Source organism: Pseudomonas sp. HLG18 (genome assembly GCF_051903985.1).
Classification (GTDB): Bacteria; Pseudomonadota; Gammaproteobacteria; order Pseudomonadales; family Pseudomonadaceae; genus Aquipseudomonas; species Aquipseudomonas fluorescens_BT.
The window spans coordinates 4,745,503-4,772,196 of the sequence record NZ_CP195831.1; the positions used below are offsets into that span (position 1 = coordinate 4,745,503).

Annotated in this window: 29 protein-coding genes; 19 read left to right on the top strand and 10 right to left on the bottom strand. The window is 61.8% G+C overall.

Annotation, left to right across the window (positions count from 1 at the left end):
• Positions 1-7 precede the first annotated feature (7 nt).
• Genes metX through ACSPX5_RS21885 form a run of 6 tightly spaced genes read left to right on the top strand, consistent with a single transcriptional unit; the run spans position 8 to position 4,375 of the window.
• Positions 8-1,147, top strand: a complete 1,140-nt coding sequence (gene metX, locus ACSPX5_RS21860) for a homoserine O-succinyltransferase MetX (RefSeq protein ID WP_169432302.1) — start codon at positions 8-10, stop codon at positions 1,145-1,147.
• A gap of 7 nt (positions 1,148-1,154) precedes the next feature.
• On the top strand, positions 1,155-1,775 hold the full coding sequence (gene metW / locus ACSPX5_RS21865) for a methionine biosynthesis protein MetW (RefSeq protein WP_096817600.1): 621 nt from the start codon (positions 1,155-1,157) through the stop codon (positions 1,773-1,775).
• Positions 1,776-1,801: 26 nt separating this feature from the next.
• On the top strand, positions 1,802-2,236 hold the full coding sequence (locus ACSPX5_RS21870) for a DUF4426 domain-containing protein (protein ID WP_169432303.1): 435 nt from the start codon (positions 1,802-1,804) through the stop codon (positions 2,234-2,236).
• Complete coding sequence (gene rdgB, locus ACSPX5_RS21875; protein WP_439820242.1) at positions 2,233-2,829, top strand: RdgB/HAM1 family non-canonical purine NTP pyrophosphatase; 597 nt, start codon at positions 2,233-2,235, stop codon at positions 2,827-2,829. The genes ACSPX5_RS21870 and rdgB overlap by 4 nt, the downstream gene beginning before the upstream one ends.
• Positions 2,826-4,031, top strand: coding sequence for a radical SAM family heme chaperone HemW (gene hemW / locus ACSPX5_RS21880; RefSeq protein ID WP_249314347.1), 1,206 nt, complete (start codon positions 2,826-2,828; stop codon positions 4,029-4,031). Before rdgB ends, hemW begins: the two co-directional genes overlap by 4 nt.
• A 20-nt stretch (positions 4,032-4,051) precedes the next feature.
• Positions 4,052-4,375: a DUF3392 domain-containing protein gene (locus tag ACSPX5_RS21885; RefSeq protein ID WP_011336381.1), complete on the top strand. Its 324-nt coding sequence runs from the start codon at positions 4,052-4,054 to the stop codon at positions 4,373-4,375.
• A 132-nt stretch (positions 4,376-4,507) separates the two neighbouring features.
• On the opposite strand, the gene trmB is transcribed toward ACSPX5_RS21885, so the two are convergent.
• The 4 genes from trmB to ACSPX5_RS21905 all read right to left on the bottom strand — a co-directional run bounded on the left by trmB (position 4,508) and on the right by ACSPX5_RS21905 (position 6,751).
• Positions 4,508-5,233 (bottom strand): tRNA (guanosine(46)-N7)-methyltransferase TrmB, encoded by a 726-nt coding sequence (trmB, locus tag ACSPX5_RS21890; RefSeq protein WP_439820243.1) that lies wholly within the window; start codon positions 5,231-5,233, stop codon positions 4,508-4,510.
• Between the two features lie 9 nt (positions 5,234-5,242).
• Positions 5,243-6,037 (bottom strand): thiazole synthase, encoded by a 795-nt coding sequence (locus ACSPX5_RS21895; protein WP_439820244.1) that lies wholly within the window; start codon positions 6,035-6,037, stop codon positions 5,243-5,245.
• A gap of 60 nt (positions 6,038-6,097) precedes the next feature.
• Positions 6,098-6,298, bottom strand: a complete 201-nt coding sequence (gene thiS / locus ACSPX5_RS21900; RefSeq protein WP_007953386.1) for a sulfur carrier protein ThiS — start codon at positions 6,296-6,298, stop codon at positions 6,098-6,100.
• Positions 6,299-6,370: 72 nt separating this feature from the next.
• On the bottom strand, positions 6,371-6,751 hold the full coding sequence (locus tag ACSPX5_RS21905) for a DUF423 domain-containing protein (RefSeq protein ID WP_439820245.1): 381 nt from the start codon (positions 6,749-6,751) through the stop codon (positions 6,371-6,373).
• 74 nt (positions 6,752-6,825) lie between these two features.
• Here ACSPX5_RS21905 and mtgA point away from each other — a divergent pair, with 74 nt between their 5' ends.
• Entirely contained in the window at positions 6,826-7,548 is a 723-nt protein-coding gene (mtgA, locus tag ACSPX5_RS21910; RefSeq protein ID WP_439820246.1) for a monofunctional biosynthetic peptidoglycan transglycosylase, read from the top strand.
• A 70-nt stretch (positions 7,549-7,618) separates the two neighbouring features.
• Here the strand turns inward: mtgA and rpoH are convergent, their stop codons facing one another.
• From rpoH to ftsY, 4 genes are all read right to left on the bottom strand, one after another.
• On the bottom strand, positions 7,619-8,473 hold the full coding sequence (rpoH, locus tag ACSPX5_RS21915; protein ID WP_003229146.1) for an RNA polymerase sigma factor RpoH: 855 nt from the start codon (positions 8,471-8,473) through the stop codon (positions 7,619-7,621).
• A gap of 114 nt (positions 8,474-8,587) precedes the next feature.
• Positions 8,588-9,613: a permease-like cell division protein FtsX gene (gene ftsX / locus ACSPX5_RS21920; RefSeq protein WP_169432307.1), complete on the bottom strand. Its 1,026-nt coding sequence runs from the start codon at positions 9,611-9,613 to the stop codon at positions 8,588-8,590.
• Positions 9,610-10,281: a cell division ATP-binding protein FtsE gene (ftsE, locus tag ACSPX5_RS21925; protein WP_064380087.1), complete on the bottom strand. Its 672-nt coding sequence runs from the start codon at positions 10,279-10,281 to the stop codon at positions 9,610-9,612. The genes ftsX and ftsE overlap by 4 nt, the downstream gene beginning before the upstream one ends.
• Positions 10,278-11,750: a signal recognition particle-docking protein FtsY gene (gene ftsY / locus ACSPX5_RS21930; protein ID WP_439820247.1), complete on the bottom strand. Its 1,473-nt coding sequence runs from the start codon at positions 11,748-11,750 to the stop codon at positions 10,278-10,280. The genes ftsE and ftsY overlap by 4 nt, the downstream gene beginning before the upstream one ends.
• 345 nt (positions 11,751-12,095) lie before the next feature.
• Between ftsY and ACSPX5_RS21935 the strand changes: the two genes are divergently transcribed.
• The 7 genes from ACSPX5_RS21935 (at position 12,096) to ACSPX5_RS21965 (ending at position 20,394) form a co-directional block, all read left to right on the top strand.
• The gene (locus ACSPX5_RS21935) at positions 12,096-13,451 is read left to right on the top strand and encodes a M16 family metallopeptidase (protein ID WP_439820248.1); all 1,356 of its coding nucleotides are present in this window, start codon (positions 12,096-12,098) and stop codon (positions 13,449-13,451) included.
• Positions 13,444-14,931, top strand: a complete 1,488-nt coding sequence (locus ACSPX5_RS21940; protein WP_439820249.1) for a M16 family metallopeptidase — start codon at positions 13,444-13,446, stop codon at positions 14,929-14,931. The genes ACSPX5_RS21935 and ACSPX5_RS21940 overlap by 8 nt, the downstream gene beginning before the upstream one ends.
• The gene (gene rsmD / locus ACSPX5_RS21945; protein WP_439820250.1) at positions 14,931-15,542 is read left to right on the top strand and encodes a 16S rRNA (guanine(966)-N(2))-methyltransferase RsmD; all 612 of its coding nucleotides are present in this window, start codon (positions 14,931-14,933) and stop codon (positions 15,540-15,542) included. The genes ACSPX5_RS21940 and rsmD overlap by 1 nt, the downstream gene beginning before the upstream one ends.
• 104 nt (positions 15,543-15,646) lie before the next feature.
• Positions 15,647-16,990, top strand: coding sequence for a M16 family metallopeptidase (locus tag ACSPX5_RS21950; RefSeq protein ID WP_169432312.1), 1,344 nt, complete (start codon positions 15,647-15,649; stop codon positions 16,988-16,990).
• Positions 16,983-18,476 (top strand): M16 family metallopeptidase, encoded by a 1,494-nt coding sequence (locus tag ACSPX5_RS21955; RefSeq protein WP_323159766.1) that lies wholly within the window; start codon positions 16,983-16,985, stop codon positions 18,474-18,476. The genes ACSPX5_RS21950 and ACSPX5_RS21955 overlap by 8 nt, the downstream gene beginning before the upstream one ends.
• Before the next feature lie 66 nt (positions 18,477-18,542).
• Positions 18,543-19,559 carry a hydrolase gene (locus tag ACSPX5_RS21960; RefSeq protein ID WP_249314349.1) on the top strand — a complete coding sequence of 339 codons (1,017 nt, stop codon included), beginning with the start codon at positions 18,543-18,545 and terminating at the stop codon, positions 19,557-19,559.
• 4 nt (positions 19,560-19,563) lie between these two features.
• Positions 19,564-20,394 carry an AraC family ligand binding domain-containing protein gene (locus ACSPX5_RS21965; RefSeq protein WP_439820251.1) on the top strand — a complete coding sequence of 277 codons (831 nt, stop codon included), beginning with the start codon at positions 19,564-19,566 and terminating at the stop codon, positions 20,392-20,394.
• Between the two features lie 6 nt (positions 20,395-20,400).
• Here ACSPX5_RS21965 and ACSPX5_RS21970 read toward each other — a convergent pair whose 3' ends face one another.
• Entirely contained in the window at positions 20,401-21,255 is an 855-nt protein-coding gene (locus ACSPX5_RS21970) for a sulfurtransferase (RefSeq protein ID WP_439820252.1), read from the bottom strand.
• A 28-nt stretch (positions 21,256-21,283) separates the two neighbouring features.
• Positions 21,284-21,955: a TetR/AcrR family transcriptional regulator gene (locus ACSPX5_RS21975; RefSeq protein WP_169432316.1), complete on the bottom strand. Its 672-nt coding sequence runs from the start codon at positions 21,953-21,955 to the stop codon at positions 21,284-21,286.
• Between the two features lie 146 nt (positions 21,956-22,101).
• Between ACSPX5_RS21975 and ACSPX5_RS21980 the strand changes: the two genes are divergently transcribed.
• From ACSPX5_RS21980 to ACSPX5_RS22000, 5 genes are all read left to right on the top strand, one after another.
• The gene (locus ACSPX5_RS21980) at positions 22,102-23,532 is read left to right on the top strand and encodes a coniferyl aldehyde dehydrogenase (RefSeq protein ID WP_439820253.1); all 1,431 of its coding nucleotides are present in this window, start codon (positions 22,102-22,104) and stop codon (positions 23,530-23,532) included.
• 24 nt (positions 23,533-23,556) lie between these two features.
• Complete coding sequence (locus ACSPX5_RS21985) at positions 23,557-24,102, top strand: twin-arginine translocation pathway signal protein (protein WP_439820254.1); 546 nt, start codon at positions 23,557-23,559, stop codon at positions 24,100-24,102.
• Positions 24,103-24,143: 41 nt separating this feature from the next.
• The gene (locus ACSPX5_RS21990; RefSeq protein ID WP_439820255.1) at positions 24,144-25,739 is read left to right on the top strand and encodes a GMC family oxidoreductase N-terminal domain-containing protein; all 1,596 of its coding nucleotides are present in this window, start codon (positions 24,144-24,146) and stop codon (positions 25,737-25,739) included.
• Between the two features lie 115 nt (positions 25,740-25,854).
• Entirely contained in the window at positions 25,855-26,334 is a 480-nt protein-coding gene (gene coaD / locus ACSPX5_RS21995; protein ID WP_003229157.1) for a pantetheine-phosphate adenylyltransferase, read from the top strand.
• Between the two features lie 102 nt (positions 26,335-26,436).
• Entirely contained in the window at positions 26,437-26,688 is a 252-nt protein-coding gene (locus tag ACSPX5_RS22000) for a YfhL family 4Fe-4S dicluster ferredoxin (RefSeq protein WP_003195146.1), read from the top strand.
• The last annotated feature ends 6 nt before the right edge of the window (positions 26,689-26,694 follow it).

Genomic DNA, 26,694 nt, shown 5'->3' on the forward strand with positions numbered 1-26,694 from the left:
AGGGTCGATGCCAGCTGCCTTTCCCCCCGATTCTGTTGGTCTGGTGACGCCACAAACGGCGCACTTCAGCGAACCGCTGGCCCTGGCCTGCGGCCGTTCGCTGGCCGCTTATGACCTGATCTACGAAACCTACGGCACGCTCAACGCGCAAGCGAGCAACGCCGTGTTGATCTGCCACGCCTTGTCCGGCCACCACCACGCCGCCGGCTACCACAGCGTCGACGACCGCAAGCCCGGCTGGTGGGACAGCTGCATCGGCCCCGGCAAACCGATCGACACCAACAAGTTCTTCGTGGTCAGCCTGAACAACCTCGGCGGCTGCAACGGTTCTACCGGCCCGAGCAGCCTCAATCCGGAAACCGGCAAGCCGTTCGGCGCCGACTTCCCGGTGCTGACCGTGGAAGACTGGGTGCACAGCCAGGCACGCCTGGCCGACCGGCTCGGCATCGGGCAGTGGGCGGCAGTGATCGGCGGCAGCCTCGGCGGCATGCAGGCGCTGCAATGGACCATCACGTATCCGGACCGCGTACGCCACTGTCTGGCCATCGCCTCGGCCCCCAAGCTGTCGGCGCAGAACATCGCCTTCAACGAAGTGGCGCGCCAGGCGATCCTCACCGACCCGGAATTCCACGGCGGCTCATTCCAGGAACACGGCGTGATCCCCAAACGCGGGCTGATGCTGGCGCGGATGGTGGGGCACATCACCTACCTGTCCGACGACTCCATGGGCGAAAAATTCGGCCGCGGCCTGAAGAGCGAAAAGCTCAACTACGACTTCCACAGCGTCGAGTTCCAGGTCGAAAGCTACCTGCGTTATCAGGGCGAAGAGTTCTCCGGGCGCTTCGACGCCAACACCTATCTGTTGATGACCAAGGCGCTGGACTACTTCGATCCGGCGGCCAACTTCGACGATAACCTGGCGAAAACCTTCGAAGGTGCGAAAGCCAAATTCTGCGTGATGTCGTTCACCACCGACTGGCGCTTCTCCCCGGCCCGCTCGCGAGAGCTGGTGGACGCGCTGATGGCCGCGCGCAAGGACGTCAGCTACCTGGAAATCGACGCGCCGCAGGGCCACGACGCCTTCCTGATTCCGATCCCGCGTTATTTGCAGGCGTTCGGCAATTACATGAACCGCATTACGTTGTGAGAAAGCCATGAGAGCTGATCTGGAAATCATCCAGGAGTGGATCCCCGCCGGCAGCCGTGTACTCGACCTCGGTTGCGGCGACGGCGAGTTGCTGACCTGGCTGCGCGACCACAAGCAGGTCACCGGTTATGGCCTGGAAAACGACCCGGACAACATCGCCGAGTGCGTGGCCAAGGGCATCAACGTCATCGAGCAGGACCTGGACAAGGGCCTGGGCAACTTCGCCAGCAACAGCTTCGACGTGGTGGTGATGACCCAGGCCCTGCAAGCTGTGCATTACCCGGACAAGATCCTCGACGAAATGCTGCGGGTCGGCCGCCAGTGCATCATCACCTTCCCCAACTTCGGTCACTGGCGCTGCCGCTGGTATCTGGCGAGCAAGGGCCGGATGCCGGTATCCGAATTCCTGCCGTACACCTGGTACAACACGCCGAACATTCACTTCTGCACCTTCGAAGACTTTGAAGAACTTTGTCGCGAACGTGAGGCGAAGGTCATTGATCGGCTTGCCGTGGATCAACAGCACCGCCACGGGTGGGCCAGTAAGCTATGGCCTAATCTGTTAGGTGAGATCGGTATCTACCGCGTCAGCAGCCCGGGGCTGCAGGATCACAGAATCGCGGTCTGAACCACGACATTGCGAGGAGAACGAACATGGGACGCCTGATTACCGCGTTATTGGCCGCCTGCCTGAGCCTGTCGGCCGTGGCCGCCGATGCCATCAAGAGCGAGCGCCAGGAAACCTTCGGCGACGTGACGGTGCACTACAACACCTTCAACTCGACCTACCTGCAACCGGACATCGCCAAGGCTGCCGAGCTGATCCGCAGCAAGAACCAGGGCGTGATCAATGTCTCGGTGATCAAGGATGGCAAGCCGTTGATCGCCAACGTCACCGGTACGGTGAAAGATCTGACCAGCCAGAGCGTGACCCTGAATTTCCGTCAGGTCACCGAACAGGGCGCGATCTACTACATCGCCCAGTACCCGGTGGAACAGCAGGAAACCCGCACCTTCGAAATCAAGGTGCAGACCGGCGACAAGATCAACACCATCAATTTCAACCAAGAGCTTTTCCCTGGCCAATGATCAATCTCAAGCAACTCGTACTGGCCAGCCATAACGCCGGCAAACTCAAGGAACTCCAGGCCATGCTCGGCAAATCGGTGCACCTGCGCTCGATCGGCGAATTCAGCAGCGTGGAACCGGAAGAAACCGGTCTGTCGTTCGTCGAGAACGCGATCCTCAAGGCCCGCAACGCGGCGCGTATTTCTGGGCTGCCGGCGCTGGCTGACGATTCGGGTCTGGCGGTGGATTTCCTCGGCGGTGCGCCGGGCATCTACTCGGCGCGCTATGCCGACGGCAAAGGCGATGCGGCGAACAACGCCAAGCTGCTCGACGCCTTGAAGGATGTGCCTGAAGCCGAACGCGGCGCACAGTTCGTCTGCGTGCTGGCGCTGGTGCGTCACGCTGACGATCCGCTGCCGATCCTGTGCGAAGGCCTGTGGCACGGACGCATCCTGACCGCCGCCAGCGGCGAGCACGGTTTTGGTTACGATCCGCTGTTCTGGGTGCCGGAGCGTAACGTGTCCAGCGCCGAGCTGAGCCCGAGCGACAAGAACCAGATCAGCCACCGCGCCCGTGCAATGGATCTGCTGCGCCAGCGTCTGGGCTTGAAATGACCGATAGCTCCTGCGCGTCGTCGCTGATTATCGGCGGCGCCGCCTCCTCGCCTCGGGCACCGTTGCCGACGCTGCCGCCCCTGGCGCTGTACATCCACATTCCGTGGTGTGTGCGCAAATGCCCGTATTGCGACTTCAACTCCCACACCGCCAGCCCCGTGCTGCCGGAGCAAGAGTACGTCGACGCGATGCTGGCCGACCTCGACCAGGATCTGCACGCGGTGTATGGCCGTGAGTTGAGTTCGATCTTCTTTGGCGGCGGTACACCGAGTCTGTTCAGCGCACAAGCCCTTGGTCGCTTGCTGGAAGGCGTCAAACAGCGCATCCCATTTGCCGATGACATCGAAATCACCCTGGAAGCCAACCCCGGGACCTTCGAACAGGAGAAGTTCGTCGCCTACCGCAAACTGGGGATCAATCGCCTGTCGATCGGTATCCAGAGCTTCCAGCAGGAAAAACTCAAGGCCCTCGGCCGCATCCACAACGGCGATGAAGCGGTACGCGCCGCCGGCATGGCGCGCCAGGCCGGGTTCGATAACTTCAACCTCGACTTGATGCACGGCTTGCCGGACCAGTCGCTGGACGATGCCTTGAGCGACCTGCGTCAGGCCATCGAACTGAAGCCGACACACATTTCCTGGTATCAGCTGACGCTGGAGCCGAACACCGTGTTCTGGAACCAGCCGCCAGTGCTGCCGGAAGACGATACGTTGTGGGACATTCAAGAGGCTGGTCAGGCGCTGCTGGCCGAGCACGGTTACGCGCAGTACGAAGTTTCCGCCTATGCGCAACCGGGCCGCCCGGCGCGGCATAATCTCAACTACTGGAGTTTCGGCGACTTCATCGGCATCGGCGCCGGCGCCCACGGCAAGCTCAGTCACCCGGACGGGCGCATCGTGCGCACCTGGAAGACGCGCCTGCCAAAGGACTACCTCAACCCGGCCAAAAGCTTCCAGGCCGGCGAGAAAGCCCTGACCAACGACGAGATGCCGTTCGAGTTCCTGATGAACGCCCTGCGCCTGACTGCCGGCGTGGAATCACGCCTGTATCCCGAGCGCACCGGCCTGCCGCTGGAGAGCCTCGACGAACACCGCCGCGAGGCCGAACAAAGCGGCCTGTTGCAGGTCGAACCGTCACGTCTGGCGGCCACCGAGCGCGGACAACTCTTTCTCAATGACTTGCTGCAAAAATTTCTGAGCTGATTAGCTCCCGGGGAAACCGCATGGATTTGATACTCGACCTGCTCGCCACCGTGTCCCGCTGGAGCCGCAGCAACCTCTCGGAAATCGCCCTGGCCCTGGTGGGCTGCCTGCTGGTGCTGTTCGGTGCCGACTTCAAAGGCTGGGTCGAGCAACGCCTGGGCAGCATTGCCGGCGCCCTGCGTGTGCCGCTGATGGCCCTGCTGTGCATGATCGGCAGCGGCGCCGCGCTGATCTACGCCACGCCTTGGGTGGTGAAGGGGTTGAGCCAGTTCAACAACTACAGCCTGGCGCCGGTGTTGTTGGTGGTGCTGGTGCTGATTGGCGTGGTCGCTGACCGCCGCTGATTTTCAGCACACACAGAACGCAAATGTGGGAGCGGGCTTGCTCGCGAAAGCGGTAGATCATTCGATATTGATATCGACTGACATGACGCCTTCGCGAGCAAGCCCGCTCCCACATTTATTGTTGCGTGATATTCAGGACTGCTTCTCGAACTTCAGATCCCACACGCCATGCCCAAGACGCTCGCCGCGGCGTTCGAACTTGGTGATCGGGCGCTCGGCCGGGCGTGGTACGCACTTGCCGTCTTCGGCGAGGTTGCGATAGCCCGGGGCGACGTTCATCACTTCCAGCATGTATTCGGCGTACGGCTCCCAGTCGGTGGCCATGTGCAGAATGCCGCCAACCTTCAGCTTGCTGCGCACCAGTTCAGCGAAGGACGCCTGAACGATGCGGCGCTTGTGGTGGCGGCTCTTGTGCCACGGATCCGGGAAGAACAGCATCAGGCGATCGAGGCTGTTGTCGGCGATGCAGCGATTGAGCACTTCGATCGCGTCGCAATCGTAGACCCGCAGGTTGGTCAGGCCTTGAGTCAGCACGCCGTTGAGCAGCGCGCCGACACCCGGACGGTGAACCTCGACACCGATGAAATCCTGTTCCGGCGCAGCGGCGGCCATTTCCAGCAGCGAGTGGCCCATGCCGAAACCGATCTCCAGCGAACGCGGCGCGGCGCGGCCGAACACCTGGTCGTAATCCACCGGCGCATCGGCCAGCGGCAGGACGAACTTCGGCGCGCCCTGATCCAGGCCGCGCTGCTGGCCTTCGGTCATGCGCCCGGCGCGCATCACGAAACTCTTGATGCGGCGGTGTTGGCGCTCGTCGCCTTCTTCCGTCTGGATTGGCGTGTCGTTCGATTCAGTCATCAATAGCTCTTACTTGATCAGACCATCCAGCGGCGAAGAGGCGCTGGCATAGAGTTTTTTCGGCATGCGGCCGGCGAGGTAGGCCAGACGGCCCGCGACCATCGCGTGTTTCATGGCTTCGGCCATCATGATCGGCTGCTGGGCGTGAGCGATGGCCGAGTTCATCAGCACCGCGTCACAGCCCAGCTCCATCGAGATGGTGGCGTCGGAAGCGGTACCGACACCGGCATCCACCAGCACCGGAATTTTGGCTTCTTCGAGGATGATCTGCAGGTTGTACGGGTTGCAGATCCCCAGGCCCGAACCGATCAGACCGGCCAGCGGCATGACCGCGATGCAGCCGATTTCCGCCAGTTGCCGGGCGATGATCGGGTCGTCGCTGGTGTAAACCATCACGTCGAAGCCTTCCTTGACCAGCACTTCGGCGGCCTTGAGGGTTTCGATCACGTTGGGGAACAGGGTTTTCTGGTCGGCCAGCACTTCCAGCTTCACCAGGTTGTGGCCGTCGAGCAGCTCACGGGCCAGGCGGCAGGTGCGCACGGCTTCGACCGCGTCGTAGCAGCCGGCGGTGTTCGGCAGGAAGGTGTAGCGATCCGGCGACAGCACTTCGAGCAGGTTCGGCTCGCCTTCGATCTGGCCCAGGTTGGTGCGGCGCACCGCGAAGGTGACGATCTCGGCACCCGAGGCTTCGATGGCCAGGCGGGTTTCTTCCATGTCACGGTACTTGCCGGTACCGACCAGCAAACGCGACTGGTAAGTACGACCGGCCAGAACGAAAGGCTTGTCGCTACGAACGATGCTCATGGGGAATCCTCTGTTGGGGTGAGGGTCTTGCAGAATTCTCGGCCCGTGCAGGCCTGGCGACTAGCCGCCGCCGATGGCGTGCACCACTTCGACGTTGTCGCCGTCGTTCAAAGTGGTGTCGGCATGCTGGCTGCGCGGGACGATATCCAGATTGAGTTCGACCGCGACGCGGCGTCCGGTCAGATCCAGACGGGTCAGCAGGGCCGCAACGGTTTCACCGTCGGGCAGTTCAAAGGATTCACCGTTCAACTGAATGCGCATGCGCAACGCCGCCATCACTTTTTAGGGGGTGGCATTCTAGCCCGATCATGACCTAAAGGTCAGCACCAAGCGTCAAGCGGTTGGCTGCAGGCGCCAGGCGGCGAGCCCGAGGCACAGCCAGCCGATCAGGAATGCCAGGCCACCGAACGGAGTGATGATGCCGAGCTTGCCGATGCCGAGGGTGGTCAGCAGGTACAGGCTGCCGGAGAACAGCAGGATGCCGACGGTGAACGAGATGCCGGCCCAGGCGACCAGCCGCCTCTGAAGCTGGGTGGCCAGCAGCGCCACGCCGAACAGCGCCAGCGCGTGCACCAGTTGATAGGTGACGCCGGTGTGGAAGATCGCGAGGTACTCCGGGGTCAGCCGGTTTTTCAGGCCGTGGGCGGCGAATGCGCCGAGGCCGACACCGGTGAAACCAAAGAAGGCAGCCAGCATCAGAAAGCTACGCAGCATGTAGAACTCCAGTCAGACTCGATCGGCAGGGTCTGTATAATGGCCCGCTCAACCGGTTCGGCCAAGCCATCTCTATGCTGCGTTTATCTCTCCGTCGTTTCACGAAGGCCCTGCTCTGGTTCGCGGGCGGCAGCGTATTGCTGGTGTTGGTGTTTCGCTTCGTGCCGCCACCGTTCACGGCGCTGATGGTCGAGCGCAAGATCGAATCCTGGGTCGACGGCGAGCCGATCGATCTGCAACGCACCTGGAAGCCATGGGACGAGATTTCCGATGACCTGAAGGTCGCGGTGATTGCCGGCGAAGACCAGAAATTCCCCGAGCACTGGGGTTTTGACCTGAGTGCAATCAAGGCCGCACTGGCCCACAACGAACTCGGCGGCTCGATCCGCGGTGCCAGCACCTTGAGCCAACAAGTGTCGAAGAACCTGTTTTTGTGGTCCGGTCGCAGCTATCTGCGTAAAGGTCTAGAGGCGTGGTTTACTGCGCTGATCGAAGTGTTCTGGCCCAAGCAGCGGATTCTCGAGGTGTACCTGAACAGTGTCGAATGGGATGACGGCGTGTTTGGTGCCGAAGCAGCGGCAAGGCATCACTTTGGCGTAGGTGCCAGGTCGCTGTCCCGACAGCAGGCGAGTTACCTGGCGGCGGTGCTGCCGAATCCCCGAGTCTGGAGCGCCAGCCATCCGACCGCTTACGTGTCGCGCCGAGCCGGCTGGATTCGCCAGCAGATGAGCCAGCTGGGTGGCGACAGCTATCTGCTGACACTCAATGATTCCCGCCGGGCGCCCTGGGCCCAATGACTTTGTGACAGGCAAACAAAAACGCCCCGATCATCACTGATCGGGGCGTTTTTTATTGCCGGACTACCGGTTATGCGGCAATCGACAACTTGAGCTTGTTCATCGCGCTCTTCTCGAGCTGACGGATCCGCTCGGCCGACACGTTGTACTTCTGCGCCAGGTCGTGCAGCGTGGCTTTCTCTTCTGCCAGCCAGCGCTGGTAGAGGATGTCGCGGCTGCGTTCGTCCAGCACTTCCAGCGCTTCGTGCAGGTTGTGATTGGAATTGTCGCTCCAGTCGGCATCTTCCAGTTGACGCGCCGGGTCGTACCGGTGGTCTTCCAGGTAATTGGCCGGTGACTGGAAAGCACTGTCGTCGTCGGCTTCGGCAGCCGGGTCGAAGGCCATGTCATGGCCGGTCAGGCGACTTTCCATCTCACGCACTTCACGCGGCTCGACACCGAGGCTTTCCGCCACACGGTGGACTTCCTCGTTGTTCAGCCAGGCCAGACGTTTCTTCTGGCTGCGCAGATTGAAGAACAGCTTGCGCTGGGCCTTGGTGGTCGCGACTTTCACGATCCGCCAGTTGCGCAGGATAAACTCGTGAATCTCGGCCTTGATCCAGTGCACCGCGAAGGACACCAGACGCACGCCCATTTCCGGGTTGAAACGCTTCACGGCCTTCATCAGACCGACGTTGCCTTCCTGGATCAGGTCAGCCTGAGCCAGACCGTAGCCGGAATAGCTACGGGCGATGTGTACGACAAACCGCAGGTGGGCGAGCACCATCTGCCGAGCCGCCCCCAAATCCTGCTCATAGTAGAGACTCTCGGCCAGTTCACGCTCCTGCTCCGGCGTCAGCAATGGAATGCTGTTGACGGTGTGTACATAAGCTTCCAGGTTTGCGCCCGGAACCAATGCATACGCAGGTTGCAAAGAATTGGTCATACGAAAAAACCTCCGACTTACATACTCGCGCCTTTCGGCACTGCGAAAAATTGACCGGGAACTCAAGTACAAGTTCCCAAAAAACCGCAAGGCCAATCACGCGCAAAAAAGATTCTACTTCGGCGCCAGCTCCCTGAGATGACGTGCGACTGCAATCCATGCACCGATATAACCCAACAGCACCGCGCCAAGCAAGAGCGACAGACCGTCGGCAACTGGCACTCCGGCCAGTGCGAAATCACTGCCGTACAAGCCGGCCAGCCCAACCACCGCGTCGTTCAGCCAGTTCAGGCCGAACGCCAGCACACCCCAGGACAGCAGCCCTGCACCGAAGCCATACAACGCGCCCATATAAAGGAAGGGACGACGCACATAGCTGTCGGTGCCGCCGACGAGTTTAATCACTTCTATCTCTGTGCGGCGGTTTTCAATATGAAGACGAATGGTATTGCCTATCACCAAAAGTAATGCGGAAACCAGCAACACCGTCAGACCGAAGACAAAGCGGTCGCCGAGCTTGAGGATGGCGGCCAGACGCTCGACCCAGACTAGATCAAGTTGCGCCTGTTGTACCTTGGGTAACTCGGAAAGTTTTTGTCTTAATGCTTCCAGGGTCGACTTGTCGACCTCCTTCGGCGTCACCAGCACCACGCCCGGCAGCGGGTTTTCCGGCAGCTCGCGCAGGGCTTCGCCCAATCCGGACTGCTGCTGGAACTCTTCCAGCGCCTGGTCGCGGCCGACATATTCAGCATCAGCTACGCCGGGCATGCCTTTGATCTGATCACGCAATGCTTCGCCCTGGGCCGGGCTGGCCTCAAGCTCCAGGTACAGCGAGATCTGCGCCGCGCGCTGCCATGAACCACCCAGACGCTCGACATTGTTCAGCAACAGTGACAGGCCCATCGGCAGACTCAGCGCAACCGCCATCACCATGCAGGTGAAGAAGCTGCCGATCGGCTGCTTGCCGAGACGGCGCAGGCTGTCGATCCAGCTGGCGCGGTGACTTTCGATCCAGGCACGGAACAACGTGGCAAAGTCTGGCCCGTCGTCATCGTCGTGCTTTTTCTTCTTTGGCGGTTGCGGATCGGCGGCCTTCGGAGCCACGCGCTCGGAAACCTTCGGACTGCGTGTCGCACTCATACGCCGGCCTCCCCGTCGCCGATCAATCGGCCGCGTTGCAGGGTCAGCATGCGATGGCGCATGCGCGCAATCAGCGCCAGGTCGTGACTGGCGATCAGCACGCTGGTGCCCAGACGGTTGATATCTTCGAACACACCCATGATCTCGGCCGCCAGACGCGGGTCGAGGTTACCGGTCGGTTCGTCCGCCAGCAGCAAGGCCGGACGGTGAACGATGGCGCGGGCAATGCCGACGCGCTGTTGTTGACCGGTGGACAGGTCGCCGGGGTACAGATCGGCCTTGTCCGACAGCGCCACGCGCTCCAGCGCCGAATCGACGCGCTTGGCGATCTCGACCTTGGACAGCCCGAGAATCTGCAACGGCAGCGCGACGTTGTTGAACACCGTGCGATCGAACAACAGTTGATGGTTCTGGAACACCACACCGATCTGCCGACGCAGGAACGGAATCTGCGCATTGCTGATGGTGCTCAGGTCTTGCCCGGCCAGCAACAGTTTGCCACTGGTCGGACGTTCCATCGCCAGCAGCAGGCGCAACAACGTGGATTTACCGGCACCGGAGTGGCCGGTGACAAACAGGAACTCGCCGCGACGGACTCGAAAGCTCAGCTCATGCAAGCCGACGTGACCGTTCGGGTAGCGCTTACCGACCTGTTCGAAACGAATCATGAACGCTCCCGCTCGGCAAACAGTGCCTGGACAAAGGGTTCGGCTTCAAAGGTACGCAGATCGTCGATGCCTTCACCGACGCCGATGTAGCGGATCGGCAGACCAAACTGCTTGGCCAGGGCAAAAATCACCCCGCCCTTGGCCGTGCCGTCGAGCTTGGTCAGCGCCAGGCCGGTCAGTTCGACAGTCTGGTTGAATTGCTTGGCCTGATTGATGGCGTTCTGGCCGGTACCGGCATCGAGCACCAGCAGCACTTCGTGCGGCGCATCGGCGTCGAGCTTGCCGATTACCCGGCGAACCTTTTTCAGTTCTTCCATCAGGTTGTCTTTGGTGTGCAGACGACCGGCGGTGTCGGCGATCAGCACGTCGATGCCACGGGCCTTGGCGGCCTGCACGGCGTCGAAGATCACCGAGGCCGAGTCCGCGCCAGTGTGCTGGGCGATCACCGGGATCTTGTTGCGCTCACCCCAGACCTGTAACTGCTCGACAGCCGCAGCACGGAACGTGTCACCCGCGGCGAGCATGACCTTCTTGCCCTCCAGTTGCAGCTTCTTCGCCAGTTTGCCGATGGTGGTGGTCTTGCCGGCGCCGTTGACACCGACCACAAGGATCACGAACGGCTTGTTCTGCGAAACGATCTTCAGCGGTTGCTCGACCGGTTTGAGCATCGCGGCCAGCTCGGCCTGCAGGGATTTGTACAGGGCGTCGGAATCGGCCAGTTCCTTGCGGGCGACCTTCTGGGTCAGGCGCTGGATGATGACCGACGTCGCCTCGACGCCAACGTCGGCGGTCAGCAGACGGGTTTCAAGATCGTCGAGCAGATCGTCATCGATGGCTTTCTTGCCGAGGAACAGGCTGGCCATGCCCTCGCCGATGCTGGCACTGGTCTTGGACAGGCCTTGCTTGAGCCGGGCGAAGAAGCCGGCCTTGGTTTCCTCGGTGCGCGGGGCCTGGACAGGGGTTTCGACGACAGCGACAGGCGCAGCGACTATCGGTGCAGGTGCAGGTGCAGGTGCAGCGACTATCGGCGCAACCGGGGCAGCGACCACAGGCTCGGGAATGACAGGAGCAGGTTCGACCACCGGCGGCTGAACAGGCTCAGGCGTGAATGCAACCGGTGCCGGAATCGGCGGCGTAATGTGCGGCGCAGCCTCTTCAACCAGTGCCACCGGCTCTTCGGCCACCGGCAAGGTCAGCCACGGCTGGGCGGCCGGGGTCAGGGGCAGTTCAGCGGCGGTCGGCGCTACAGGCTCGGCCTCGGCCACCGGTTGCAGCACCGGCTCGGCAATCGGAAGCACAACCGGTGCCGGCACTTCTTCTATGACAGGTGCTGGCGCCGGGGCTGGCTCAGGAATGGCAGTCGGCTGTTCGACGACGGGTTCCTGCGGCTTTTTGCGCAGCCATCCGAACAGGCTTTTTTTCTCGCCAGCCGCAGCTGGGGTCTTCTTGTCGTCGTTGGAACCAAACATGGAGGACGGCTATCTCACGGTAGCGACGCGCCACAGGGGCGCCCCGGCAAATAAATATTCGATGCAGAACAGACTGTGTTTCATCCAGCTTGTTCACGCGCAACATTTTGTCGAGGTGCAAGCGGCACCTCAAAAGATTGATCAACACGAAGGACTGGTAGGCCATCGTCGGGGAAAAAGCAGAGTCTAGCGGACAAAATCCAGATTAAATCCGCAAATAGCATCACCTGCCTGCCGATCAAAGGCCTTATAGGCGTGGCCCCCAGTAAAACGGATCAGTATCCTAGCACCCTCTCGCCCGCCGACGCTAAGACCAAGCGGGCAGCCCAACAGGTTTAAAAACGAATGAATGCTCTAGCCCGCCGCGCCGCAGGCCTGTTGCTCAGCACAGTCTGCCTGCCCCTTTCGGCCCTGGCGGCCGACCCGCAACCGACTCACGAATTCACCCTAGACAACGGCTTGAAGATCGTCGTGCGCGAAGACCATCGCGCACCGGTGGTGGTGTCGCAGGTCTGGTACAAGGTCGGTTCCAGCTACGAAACCCCGGGCCAGACCGGTCTGTCCCACGCCCTCGAACACATGATGTTCAAGGGCAGCGAAAAAGTCGGCCCCGGCGAAGCCTCGCTGATCCTGCGCGACCTCGGCGCCGAAGAGAATGCCTTCACCAGCGACGACTTCACCGCTTATTACCAAGTGCTGGCCCGCGACCGTCTGGGCGTGGCCTTCGAACTGGAAGCCGACCGCATGGCCAACCTGCGCCTGCCGGCCGACGAGTTCGCCAAGGAAATCGAAGTCATCAAGGAAGAGCGCCGCCTGCGCACCGACGACAAGCCGATGTCCAAGGCCTACGAGCGCTACAAGGCCATGGCCTACCCGGCCAGCGGCTATCACACGCCGACCATCGGCTGGATGGCTGACCTGGAGCGGATGAAGGTCGAAGAGCTGCGTCACTGGTATCAGTCCTGGTACGTGCCGAACAACGCCACGCTGGTGGTGGTCGGCGACGTGACCCCGGACGAGGTGATGACCCTTGCTCAGCGCTACTTCGGGCCGATCCCGAAACGCGACGTGCCGCCGGCGAAAAAGCCGCTGGAACTGGCCGAGCCCGGCGAACGCCAGATCACCCTGCACGTGCAGACCCAACTGCCGAGCCTGATGCTCGGTTTCAACGTTCCAAGCATCGCCACCGCCGAAGACAAACGTTCGGTCAACGCCTTGCGCCTGATTTCGGCGTTGCTGGACGGCGGCTACAGCGGCCGCATCCCGACACAACTGGAGCGCGGCGAAGAGTTGGTGTCCGGCGGTTCATCGAGCTACGACGCCTACACGCGCGGTGACAGCCTGTTCACCCTGTCGGCCACGCCGAACACCCAGAAGAAAAAGACCATGGCCCAGGCTGAAGCCGGCCTGTGGAAACTGCTGGAACAGCTGAAAACCTCCGCGCCGTCCGCCGAAGAGCTGGAACGTGTGCGTGCCCAGGTCATCGCCGGCCTGGTCTTCGAGCGCGATTCGATCACCAGCCAGGCCACCGCCATCGGCCAACTGGAGACCGTCGGTCTGTCGTGGAAGCTGATGGACACCGAACTGGCGGATCTGGAAAGCGTCACCCCGCAAGACATCCAGAACGCCGCCAAGCTGTATTTCACCCGCGAACGTCTCAGCGTCGCCCATGTCCTGCCACTGGAGACGACTCATGAGTGAGCGCAAAACCCCACGCCTGCTGCTCGGCCTGATCGCCGTGGCCATCATCGGCTCCGCCGCGCTCTATCTGGCGCCGAGCGACGACAGCAAGGCCAGCGAAGCGCTGGATAACGCCAAGTCCAGCCAGAAGCTGCAATCGCTGGCCGAACTCGACGGCAAGGCCCCGGCCAGCCGCAAGCTCGACGTACAGACCTGGAACACCGCCGAAGGCGCCAAGGTGCTGTTCGTCGAGGCTCGCGAACTGCCGATGTTCGACATGCGCCTGATCTTTTCCGCCGGCAGCAGCCAGGACGGCAATGCACCGGGCCTGGCCCTGTTGACCAACGCCATGCTCAACGAAGGTGTGGCGGGCAAGGACGTCGGCGCCATCGCTCAAGGCTTCGAAGGCCTGGGCGCGGACTTCGGCAACGGCGCCTATAAAGACATGGCCATCGCGTCGCTGCGCAGCCTCAGTGCTGCCGACAAACGCGAGCCGGCGCTGAAGCTGTTCTCGGAAGTGGTGGGCAAACCGACCTTCCCGGCCGACTCCTTCGCGCGCATCAAGAACCAGATGCTCGCCGGTTTCGAGTACCAGAAACAGAACCCCGGCAAACTCGCCAGCCTGGAATTGATGAAGCGTCTGTACGGCGATCATCCGTATGCCCATTCCAGCGACGGCAATGCGCAAAGCGTGCCGAAGATCACGCTGGCGCAACTGCGTGAATTCCACGCCAGGGCCTATGCGGCCGGCAACGTGGTGATTGCGCTGGTGGGCGATCTGTCCCGCAGCGAAGCCGAGGCGATTGCCAACCAGGTGTCCGCTGCGCTGCCAAAAGGCCCGGCGCTGGCGAAAGTCGAGCAACCGACCGAGCCGAAAGCCGGCATCGGCCACATCGAGTTTCCGTCGAAGCAGACCAACCTGATGCTCGCGCAACTGGGCATCGACCGTGATGACCCGGACTATGCCGCACTGTCGATGGGCAACCAGATCCTCGGGGGCGGTGGCTTCGGCACCCGTTTGATGAGCGAAGTCCGCGAGAAACGCGGCCTGGCCTACGGCGTGTATTCGGCGTTCAGCCCGATGCAGGCGCGCGGCCCGTTCATGATCAATCTGCAGACCCGCGCGGAAATGAGCGAAGGCACCCTGAAACTGGTGCAGGACGTGCTCGCCGACTACCTGAAGACCGGCCCGACCCAGAAAGAACTCGATGACGCCAAGCGCGAACTGGCCGGCAGCTTCCCGCTGTCCACAGCGAGCAACGCCGATATCGTCGGCCAGCTCGGCGCCATGGGCTTCTACAATCTGCCGTTGAGCTATCTGGACGATTTCATGCGTCAGTCCCAGAGCCTGACCGTCGAGCAGGTCCGCGACGCCCTGAACAGACACCTGAGCACGGACAAAATGGTCATCGTCAGCGCTGGCCCGACCGTGCCGCAAAAGCCGTTACCGGCCCCATCTGATAAACCTGCCGAGCAGCCGCTCGGGGTTCCGGAGCATTAATGGCCAGTCCAAAGAAACCTGTACAAAAACTGCACAACGGTGTGAACCAGTTGCGCATCATCGGCGGCGAATGGCGCAGCCGCAAACTGAGCTTCCCGGATGCGCCGGGCCTGCGTCCGACGCCGGACCGGGTACGCGAAACCCTGTTCAACTGGCTCGCGCCATACGTTGCCGGGGCCAAGGTGCTCGATCCGTTCGCCGGCAGCGGCGCGCTGTTTCTGGAAGCGCTGTCCCGTGGCGCGTCCATGGGCCAGGCACTGGATGCCAGCCATGTCGCGGTCTCCAGCCTGAAAGAACACCTCGGCACGCTGCGCTGCACCAACGGCCACGTGCAGACCGCCGACGCCCTGCGCTATCTGGAAACCCAGACCGCGACCGCGTTCGACCTGGTGTTCCTCGACCCGCCGTTCAACCAGAACCTGTTGCCTGCCGTGTGCACGCTGCTGGAAGAACGCCAATGGCTGGCGGATGATTCGTGGATCTACACTGAAAGTGAAACCGCGCCATCGACCCTCGGCCTGCCAGGCAGCTGGCGCCTGCACCGCGAACAGAAATCCGGGCGGGTGTACTACGCGTTGTGGCAACGCAGCGTGCCCTCTCCTGACGTCTGATGAACGCAGTATTCGGCGTGCGGTAGATAACTACCGCACGCCGCCCGCGCAAAATCTCCACAGTGGATTACGCATTTCAGTAATCCATTGAGGACGAATCATTTATGGACACTTTGTGCAGCAGGATGCTGCCTTGTCTGGCCTTTGCCCCGCTGCTGGCGCTGGCCGACCCACTACCGACTACCCACGAGTTTCTGCTGGACAACGGATTGAAGGTCATCGTCCGCGAAGATCACCGGGCCCCGCTGGTCACCTCCCAACTGTGGTTCAACGTCGGATCGGCCGACGAAGCGCCAGGCCAGACAGGGCTGTCGCATGCACTGGAACACATGCTTTACAAGGGCAGCAGCAAGACTTGCCCGGGCGAGGCGTCCGCGATCCTGGAGTCGTTGGGGGCATCGGAAAATGCCTTTACCAGCAAAGACGTCACTGCCTACCATCAGACGCTGCCCAAGCCTTATCTGGGGGTTGCGTTCGAATTGATGGCCGACATGATGTCGACTGCTCACCTCAAACCCGAAGACTTCGCCTCCGAGATCAGTGTCATTCAAGAAGAGCGCCGCTTGAATGTGGAAGACAGTTCTCTGGACACCGCCATGGAACGTCTGGAAACCCTGGCCTACCCATCCAGCAGCTACCGAACGCCCGTCATCGGCTGGATGAATGACCTGCACGGTTTGAACACCACTCAGTTGCGGGACTGGTATGAGTCACGCTATGCCCCCGGCAATGCCACGCTGGTAGTCGTCGGTGACGTCACGCTCGATTACGTTCAGCCCCTGGCTCAGCGCTACTTCGGCGGCCTCGCCAGTCGCCCTTTTCCCCAAGCCGTGAAACCGCGAGAACTGTCGGAACCGGGAGAGCGCCGAATCACACTGAACCAACCGGTTCCTGCCCCCGAACTGATCATGGCATTCAACGTTCCCAGCCTGGCTACTGCAGAGACATATCAGACCGCGCATGCATTGCGCCTGATCGAAATGTTGCTGGCAGGCTCCCAGAGCGCACGTCTGCAAAAACGCCTGCTGCACCATGAACATATGCTCAGTCACGTCGACGCCAGCTATGACCTTTACAGTCGTGGCGACACCCTCCTGATATTGCGCACCCGACTCGACAACTCGCACTCGGCCAGTCCTGACGAGGCGCAATCAAGAGTCTGGGATCTGCTCGAGGAGCTGCGTACCACGCCTCCTCCCATCGACGAACTGGAACGCGCGCGAACCCAATTGATCGCCCGAAGTTTTTTTGCACGAGATTCGATCGATAGCACTGCCCAACATCTGGCCGCACTCGAGAGCATTGGCCTGTCGTGGCAATTGCTCGATCAGGAGATTGCCGAGTTAAAGAGCGTGACGCCTGAGGACATCCGTCAGACCGCTGAAAAATATCTGATCCGCGAACGCCTCAGTACCGCCCATGTGCTCATGGAGAAAAAACATGGATAAATCTGCGCACATCTTTGGGCCTGCCCTGGCCTGTTTCGCATTCATCGGTTGGCTGTCAGCCAGCCCGGCTGCTGCCCTTACCGCGCCAGTCGCCTTTCCCGAGTCCCGATTGCAATCATTGTCGGAAACAGACACGACCCGACAGAGCCCACGCCCATTGATCATCCAGGGCTGGAAAACCACGACAGGCATCAAAACGTTATTCATCCGCACCACGGAGCTGCCGATGTTCGATGTTCACGTCAGCTTCGCCTCCGGCAGCGCACACGATGGCGACACCCCCGGCCTGGCAGCGGTGACCTTCAGCCTGTTCAACGAAGGTGTGAGCGGCAAGCGTGATCATGCAGCGATCGCCGAAGTCTTTGACGGGCTGGGTGCGAAGCTCGGCATGGATCTGGATCAGGAGCGTGCTACCTTCACGTTGCGCAGCCTCAGCGATCCAGACAAAAGCAGCCCGGCCCTGCAATTGTTCACGCAAATGCTGGGGCAGCCTTCTCTTACCGAAGAAGCTCTGCTCAGGGTCAAGAGCGAGCTTCGCGGGTTACAGCTGGCACAACAGCAACAACCTGCGGAAATTGCTGCGCAACGCCTTCAGGAGCTGCTGGCCCCGGACACGCCATACGCCCGTCCGCTCTACGGAACCGATGCCGGCCTGACCTCGATCACCCGCCAGGCCGTACAAACGTTCCACCGCCAAACCCACTCGGCAAGCCAAACACAAATTACGTTGGTGGGAGATCTTTCCGTCGAACAGGCGCAGGCCATCAGCCTGCAAATCACCAACGCACTCCCCGCGCCCCTCGTCGCACTCCCCGCAGTCGAACCGCCCAAATCGTTCGGCATTGAAATGCATCGCCATGTCGAGCGTGCACAGGAACAGACTCACGTATTGCTTGGGCAACCGAGCCTGTCGCGCCAACACGACGACTTCGTCGCGCTGTATGCCGCGACGCAGATTTTCGGCAGGGGTGCGAACTCCCGTCTGATGACCGAACTGCGGCACAAACGCGGTCTCGTGTACGACGCCAGCATTCGCACCAAAGACTGGGCGGGCAGCGGACTGACATCAATCGCTCTGCAGACCAGCCCCCAATTCGCGAATGAAACGGTGGCACTGGTGAAATCGATGCTCAGCAATTTCCAGCGTGAAGGCCCCTCGCAGGAGGAACTCGATCACTTCAAGCGCGGACTGGCCAACACCAATATCATTGGCAGCGCCAGCAACGAGCAGATTCTCGGGCGCCTGGCCGAGATCAACCGTCATCACTTGCCACTGGACCTGGATTTCTTCGCGCAACAGGTGCAGCGCCTGACGCTTGAGCAGATCAGAATGGCAGTGGACAAACATTTGTCAGACGATCAGTGGCGGGTAGTGACCATAGGTCCCACGGTCCAGCAACTGCCGCTCCCGCAACCGGCCATTGTCCCGACCGTCGAGCCGTCAGGGCATTCGTGTCGCGCTGATGCAGGCTTTGTGGCAAGTTAGACCTCCCTTGAAGTGACAGCGCTTTGCATGACTGTCACTTCATGCATAACACCGTCGAGATTTACCGTGCGCGCACTTCTTTCTCCTTCCGAACCCGGATTTCGTTTCACGCCCGCCTTCGGCCTCGGCAATCCGCACCTGCAAACCTTGTGGGGGCCGCTGTGGCGCAAAACCGTACACCTTGATCGCCAGCGCGAACGGCTGTGGCTGGAGGACGGTGACTTCCTCGACCTCGACTGGCATGGCCCACACAGCGCCGACGCGCCACTGGTGCTGGTCTTGCACGGGCTGACCGGTTCTTCCAACTCGCCTTACGTCGCCGGGATCCAGGCAGCGCTCGCAGCACAGGGCTGGGCCAGTGTCGCGCTGAACTGGCGTGGCTGCTCGGGCGAGCCGAATCTGTTGCCGCGAAGCTACCATTCCGGCGCCAGCGAAGACCTCGCCGAAGCCATCCGTCATCTGAAAGCCAAGCGACCACTGGCGCCGCTGTATGCGGTCGGCTATTCCCTCGGCGGCAACGTGTTGCTCAAGCATCTGGGGGAAACCGGCAGCGCCAGCGGCGTGCTCGGCGCAGTGGCGGTGTCGGTGCCGTTTCGACTGGATCAATGCGCCGACCGTATCGGCCAGGGCTTTTCGAAGGTCTATCAAGCGCACTTCATGCGCGAAATGGTCGCCTACATCAAGAACAAGCAGCGCCAGTTCCAGCACGACGGACGCGAGGACGGTCTGGCCGCACTGGCAGCCCTCGGCTCGCTGGAAAACATGCGTACCTTCTGGGATTTCGACGGCCGGGTGACCGCGCCGCTGCACGGTTTTGTCGATGCCGAGGATTACTATCGCCGTGCGTCGAGCCGCTACTTTCTTGGGGAAATCCGCACGCCGACCCTGATCATTCAAGCGGCGGATGATCCGTTCGTGTTTCCCCACAGCCTGCCGCAGGCCAGCGAGCTGTCGACCTCGACGCAGTTCGAATTGCAGAGCAAGGGTGGCCATGTCGGTTTCGTCGACGGCTCATTCCGCCAACCGGGTTATTACCTGGAACGGCGCATTCCCCAATGGCTGGCCGAATCGGGGCGCGGGTGAGGTCATGAGCGATCAGGGCGAGTCGATCCGTTTCTGGCAAACCGCGCCATTGGCCGGCGTCGAACTGCTCTCGGCGCGCTACATCGAGCATCGTTTCGCCCCGCATGTCCATGACGGCTATGTGATCGGCATGATCATGGCCGGCGCCCAGCGCTACCGCTATCGCGGCGCCGAACACCTGGCGGGCAGTGGCACGCTGGTGCTGATCAACCCGGACGAATTGCACACCGGCCACAAAGGCACCGAGGACGGCTGGCTGTACCGTGCGTTCTATCCGGACACCGGCAAGATTGTCTCGTTGCTCGAAGAACTGGAACTGCCGACCACGCCAATGCCAGCCTTTGGCGCGACGCTGTACCGCGATCCGGATCTGGTCAACGGCTTCAGCCAGTTGCACCGTTTACTGGAAAGCCCCGCCACCGCGCTGCAACAACAGACGGTATGGCGCGAAATGATGATGCGGCTGTTGCAACGCCACGCGGCGGTGCAGATCAACGGCAATCCCGGCAAAGAGCACCGCGCAGTGGCGATGGCCAAGGAGTTGCTGCACACGCAACTGGCGGCGCCGCCCTCGCTGGAAGAACTGGCGGCGGCGGTGAACCTGTCGCCCTTCCACTTCGCCCGGGTGTTCCGCCGCGCCACCGGCATGCCGCCCCACAGCTGGCTGATGCAGCAGCGGATCGCCTGCGCCCGGGGCTTGTTGCAGAGCGGTTGCCTGCCGGTGGAAGTCGCCACCCGGCTGGGTTTTGCCGACCAGAGCCATCTGAGCCGGCAGTTCAAACAGGTTTACGGCGTGGGGCCGGCGGCCTATCGCAGCGCGCGGCTGGATCGCTGAACGCGTTTACTCGCCCGTAGCGATACCGCGCGAAGGCTCGTTGATCCATTCGCTCCACGATCCGGCATACAAAGAACCCAATGGGTAACCCGCCAGGCACAGGGCGAACAGGTTGTGACACGCCGTCACCCCGGAGCCGCAGTAAGCCACCAGATCGTTCGGCGAACGCTCGCCGAGTTTCGCGGCGAAACGCTGCTTGAGCTGATCGGCCGGCAGGAAACGCCCATCGCTGCCCAGGTTGTCGGTGAACGCCGCGCATTGCGCGCCGGGAATGTGCCCCGCTATTGGATCAATCGGCTCCACTTCGCCTTTGAACCGCGGCAAGGCGCGGGCATCGAGCAGGGTCAGGGCCGGCTGGCCCAGGCGCTGCTGCAATTGCTCGGCGCTGAGCAGCAGGCTCATGTCCGGCTGGCCGCTGAAGTTGCCCCGGGCCGCTGACGGTGGATCAAGACTCAACGGCAGCCCCGCCGCATGCCAGGCCTTGAGCCCGCCATCGAGAATGAACACGCCGTCACGCTTGCCCAGCCACGCCAGCAACCACCAGGCCCGCGCCGCATAGGCGCCCGGGCCGTCGTCATACAGAACCACGTCGCTGTCGTTGTCGATGCCGAACGCTTGCAGGCGTTCGATCAGCGCCGCCGGCTCTGGCAGTGGATGGCGACCGGTCACACCCTTGGTCACCGGGCCGCTGAGGTCGCGCTCAAGATCGGCGAAGTGTGCCCCGGCAATGTGCCCCTCGGCGTAGCTGCGCTGGCCGTAATCCGGGTCTTCGAGGGCAAAACGGCAATCGAGAATCACCAGCCCCGGCCGCGCCTTGCGGGCATCCAGTGCGGTCGGGCTGATCAGTTGCGCAATCGGCATAGCGAACGACTCCAGTGAGGAAGTGGGCTTACGGTCTTTCTTCGAGGGCCTGGGCCAGCGGCACGTAGAACTCTTCGAACAAGGCGTTGACCTCATCGCGGGCCTGCTCGGTGACGAACCCTGCTTCCAGCACCAGCACCTGATACACGCCGCGTTTAATGGCCTGCTCGCTGAGGTGGTTGGAGTTTTCCCGGGTGGTGCACAGGAAGCGCACCCAAGAGGTGAGGATGATCCACGCGTTGAGGGTCAGGGATTCGATCTGCACCCGGTCCATTTTCAGGATGCCGGCGGCGACGAAACCTTCATAGATGGCCGCGCCCTGAATCACGCAGCGCTGGGAAAAGCGCCGGTAACGCCCGGCCAGATCCGGATCGCTGTCGAGCAGATGCTCGAGATCGCGATGCAGGAAACGGTAGCGCCACATCGCCGACAGCAGTTCCTTGAGGTAGAAACGCTTGTCTTCGACCGTCGCCGGCCGCCCCTGAGGCGGGCGCAGGAAGCTGTCGACCAGGCTTTCGTACTCACTGAACAGCACAGCGATGATCGCCTGCTTGTTGGGGAAGTGGTAGTACAGATTGCCCGGAGAAATCTCCATGTGGGCGGCGATGTGATTGGTGCTGATGCTGCGCTCGCCCTGCTGATTGAACAGCTCAAGGCTGTTCTGCACGATGCGCTCGCTGGTTTTGATCCGTGGGGCCATGGCTTGAGCTTTAATTCAGAGTGCGTTGGGGGGCATCTTACGACCTAACCGGAATTGGATAAAACCGTGACGCACCAGGAAGTCATTTGACTTTCTAGAGCATAGACTCTAGAAAGTTCCTCACGACAACAAATCCGGAGCCGACAATGACCGCCGATATTGCCTACCTGCAATCGTTGAAACAGCCGTTGGAGGCGCTCAACCGGTTATTCGAAGCCCAGCGCACCGCCTACGCCGCCAACCCGATGCCGCCTGTCGCCCAGCGCCAGCAATGGCTCAAGGCCCTGCGCGATCTGCTGAGCAGCGAACGTCAGGCGCTGGTCGAGGCGATCAGTTCTGACTTCAGCCATCGCAGCGCCGATGAAACCCTGCTCGCCGAGCTGATGCCGAGCCTGCACGGCATTCATTACGCCAGCCGGCATATCAGCCAATGGATGAAGCCTTCTCGGCGCAAGGTCGGCGTCGCCTTCCAGCCGGCATCGGCAAAAGTCGTGTATCAGCCGCTGGGCGTAGTGGGCGTTATCGTGCCGTGGAACTACCCGCTGTTCCTGGCCATGGGCCCGTTGACCGGCGCGCTCGCGGCAGGCAACCGGGTGATGCTCAAACTCAGCGAATCGACCCCGGCCACCGGACTGCTGCTCAAGGAATTGCTGGCGCGGATCTTCCCCGAAGATCTGGTGTGCGTGGTGCTCGGCGAGGCCGATGTCGGTGTAGCGTTTTCGAAACTGCGCTTCGATCACCTGCTGTTCACCGGCGCCACCAGTATCGGCAAGCACGTGATGCGCGCGGCGGCGGAAAACCTCACGCCAGTGACTCTGGAGCTGGGCGGCAAGTCGCCGGCCATCGTTTCCCACGACGTGCCGCTCAAGGACGCCGCCGAACGCATCGCCTTCGGCAAGACCCTCAACGCCGGCCAGACCTGCGTGGCCCCGGACTACGTGCTGGTGCCGGAAGAGCGCGTCGGCGGTTTCGTCGAAGCCTATCGCCAGGCCGTGCGCGGGTTTTATCCGACACTCGCCGACAACCCGGACTACACCGCCATCATCAATGAACGCCAACTGGCGCGTCTCAACGGCTACCTCAGCGACGCCACCAGCAAGGGTGCGCTGCTGATTCCGTTGTTCGACCAGGGCCAGGGCCGACGCATGCCTCACAGCCTGCTGCTGAATGTCAGCGACGAAATGACAGTGATGCAGGACGAAATCTTCGGCCCGCTGCTGCCGATCGTGCCGTACCAGAATCTGGATCAGGCATTTGCTTACATCAATCAGCGACCACGTCCTCTGGCTCTTTACTACTTCGGCTACGACAAGCGCGAACAGAACCGCGTGCTCCATGAAACCCATTCCGGAGGAGTTTGCCTGAACGACACCTTGTTGCATGTGGCCCAGGACGACATGCCGTTCGGCGGTATCGGACCGTCGGGGATGGGCCATTACCACGGGCACGAAGGTTTTCTGACCTTCAGCAAGGCCAAGGGCGTGCTGGTCAAACAGCGCTTCAACGCGGCGAAGCTGATCTACCCGCCGTACGGCAAAACCATTCAGAAACTGATCCAGAAACTGTTCATTCGCTAACGTCACCGCCGGGTAATAACAACAATGCACCCAAGCCTGACCGAATCACCCGCCCTCTCGCGCCGTGGCCTGCTGAAATTCAGCCTGGGCGCCACGGCTTTCCTCGCCACCGCCGGCCTTGGTGCCAGCCTCAGCGGCTGTTCGTCGAGCGTATCGGCCAACGGATTCGCCACGTTGCGCAGCGGTGATCTGCTGTTTCTGCGCGCACTGATTCCAGTAATGCTGGATGGCGCCGTTGCTGTGGAAAAGATGCCCGCCGCTGTCGATGGAACCCTGAAGTCCCTGGACTACAGCCTCGATCACCTGTCGCCGGAAATGCTCAAGCTCACCCGGCAACTGTTCGATGTACTGGGCATGGCGGTGACGCGCGGGCCATTGACCGGAATCTGGGGCAGTTGGGAAAACGCCAGCCCCGAGGCGATCCGCCACTTCCTCGAACGCTGGGAAAACAGCTCGCTGAGCCTGCTGCGCATGGGCCACAGCTCCCTGCAGCAAATGGTGAAGATGGCCTGGTACACCCGCGCCGAATCCTGGGCCCATTGCGGTTACCCCGGCCCGCCCGCCGTTTGAGCCTGGCGACCCACGCAAAAAATAATAAGAGAACCTGATCGATGCCCGTACCCGACCCGTTTCGCGAAGGCCTTGCCCGTGGCTGGAAAACCTACAACGGCGCACAACTGAACGATGACCTGACCCTGGAAGCCGACGTGGCGATCATCGGCAGCGGCGCCGGCGGCGGCACCACGGCGGAAATCCTCAGCGCCGCCGGCTACAAGGTGCTGCTGATCGAAGAAGGCCCGCTCAAGACCAGCAGCGACTTCAAACTGCTGGAAGACCAGGCCTACAGCAGCCTCTATCAGGAAGGCATCGGCCGCATGAGCAAGGACGGCGCAATCACCATCCTTCAGGGCCGCGCGGTCGGTGGCACCACCCTGATCAACTGGACTTCGAGCTTTCGCACCCCCGAGCCGACCCTCGAACACTGGGCCAAGGAACACAACGTCAAAGGCCACAGCCCCGCCGACATGGCGCCGTGGTTCGAAAAAATGGAGCAGCGTCTCGGCGTCGCCCCTTGGAGGGTGCCGCCCAACGCCAACAACGACGTGATCCGCAAAGGCTGCGAACAGCTCGGCTACAGCTGGCACGTGATCCCGCGCAACGTGCGCGGCTGCTGGAACCTCGGCTATTGCGGCATGGGCTGCCCGACCAACGCCAAGCAATCGATGATGGTCACCACCATTCCGGCGACCCTGGAAAAGGGTGGCGAGCTGCTCTATCTGGCCCGCGCCGAAAAACTGCTGATCAACGGCGACAAGGTGACCGGGCTGCGATGCGTGGCGATGGACGAACGCTGCGTCGAACCGACCGGACGCCAGATCACGGTCAAGGCCCGCCATTACGTGCTGGCCGGTGGCGGGATCAACAGCCCAGCCCTGCTGCTGCGCTCGGACGCGCCGGATCCGCATCGACGCCTCGGAAAACGCACCTTTCTGCACCCGGTGAACATGTCCGCCGGGCGCTTCGACGAGGTCATCAACCCGTTTTACGGGGCGCCACAATCGATCTACTCCGACCATTTCCAGTGGAAGGACGGCATCACCGGGCCGATGGCCTTCAAACTCGAAGTGCCGCCGCTGCACCCGGCGCTGGCCGCCACCCTGCTCGGCGGCTTCGGCCAGGAAAACGCCCGGCACATGGCGGATCTTCCGCACACCCACGCCATGCTGGCATTGCTGCGTGACGGCTTTCATCAGGACAGCCAGGGCGGCAGTGTCGAATTGCGTGGCGACGGTTCGCCAGTGCTGGATTATCAGGTGTCGTCCTACGCCTGGGACGGTTTGCGCCGGGCCTTCCACGTCATGGCCGAGATCCAGTTCGCCGGTGGTGCCAAAGCGGTGATGCCGATGCACGCCGATGCGCGTTATGTGAACAGCCTGGCCGAGGCGCGCACGATGATCGACGGCTTGAGCCTTGAGCTGTACCGCACTCGCCTGGGCAGCGCCCACGTCATGGGCGGTTGTGCGATGGGCGAAGACCCGAAGACCGCGGTTACCGACAGCCTTGGCCGCCATCATCAGTTGAGCAATCTGTCGATTCATGACGGCTCGCTGTTCCCCACCAGCATCGGCGCCAACCCGCAGCTGTCGGTGTATGGTCTGACAGCACAACTGGCGACATCCCTCGGCGAACGGTTGAGAAACCCGTGAAAAAGCCGAAGATTCGTACCGCCTATAGTGCTTTCTTACCCAAAAGGCGACTTGGCCGACCGGGACGGCTGCGATACCATCCGACTCCCCAACGGATTCCCGCCAGGACGACGCGATGAACCGAGTGTTGTACCCAGGTACCTTCGACCCTATTACCAAGGGCCATGGCGATCTGGTCGAACGCGCCTCGCGCCTGTTCGATCACGTAATCATCGCCGTTGCCGCCAGCCCCAAGAAAAATCCGCTGTTCCCGCTGGAACAACGGGTCGAGCTGGCCCGCGAAGTCACCAAGCACCTGCCCAACGTGGAAGTGGTCGGCTTCTCGACGCTGCTGGCGCATTTCGCCAAAGAGCAGAACGCCAACGTGTTCCTGCGTGGCCTGCGCGCGGTGTCGGACTTCGAATACGAATTTCAGCTGGCCAACATGAACCGCCAGTTGGCGCCGGATGTGGAGAGCCTGTTTCTCACCCCGTCCGAGCGTTATTCGTTCATTTCCTCGACACTGGTGCGGGAAATTGCAGCCCTGGGCGGCGATATCAGCAAGTTCGTCCACCCGGCAGTGGCTGATGCCCTGACCCTGCGCTTCAAGAAGTAACGACCGTTCAAACGGTGCCCGCGTGCACTGCGGGCGCCAATGCGGCACAATTGCGCGCATTGATTTATTGCGCCCGGGCCCGCCGCCCCGGCTGGAGTTAGCATGTCCCTGATCATCACCGACGATTGCATCAACTGCGACGTCTGCGAACCTGAGTGCCCGAACGCCGCCATTTCCCAAGGCGAAGAGATCTACGTGATCGACCCGAACCTGTGCACCCAGTGCGTCGGCCACTACGACGAGCCGCAGTGCCAGCAGGTCTGCCCGGTGGATTGCATTCCGCTGGACGAAGCCCATCCGGAGACTGAAGAACAGTTGATGGAGAAGTACCGCAAGATTACCGGCAAGGCTTGAGTCTCT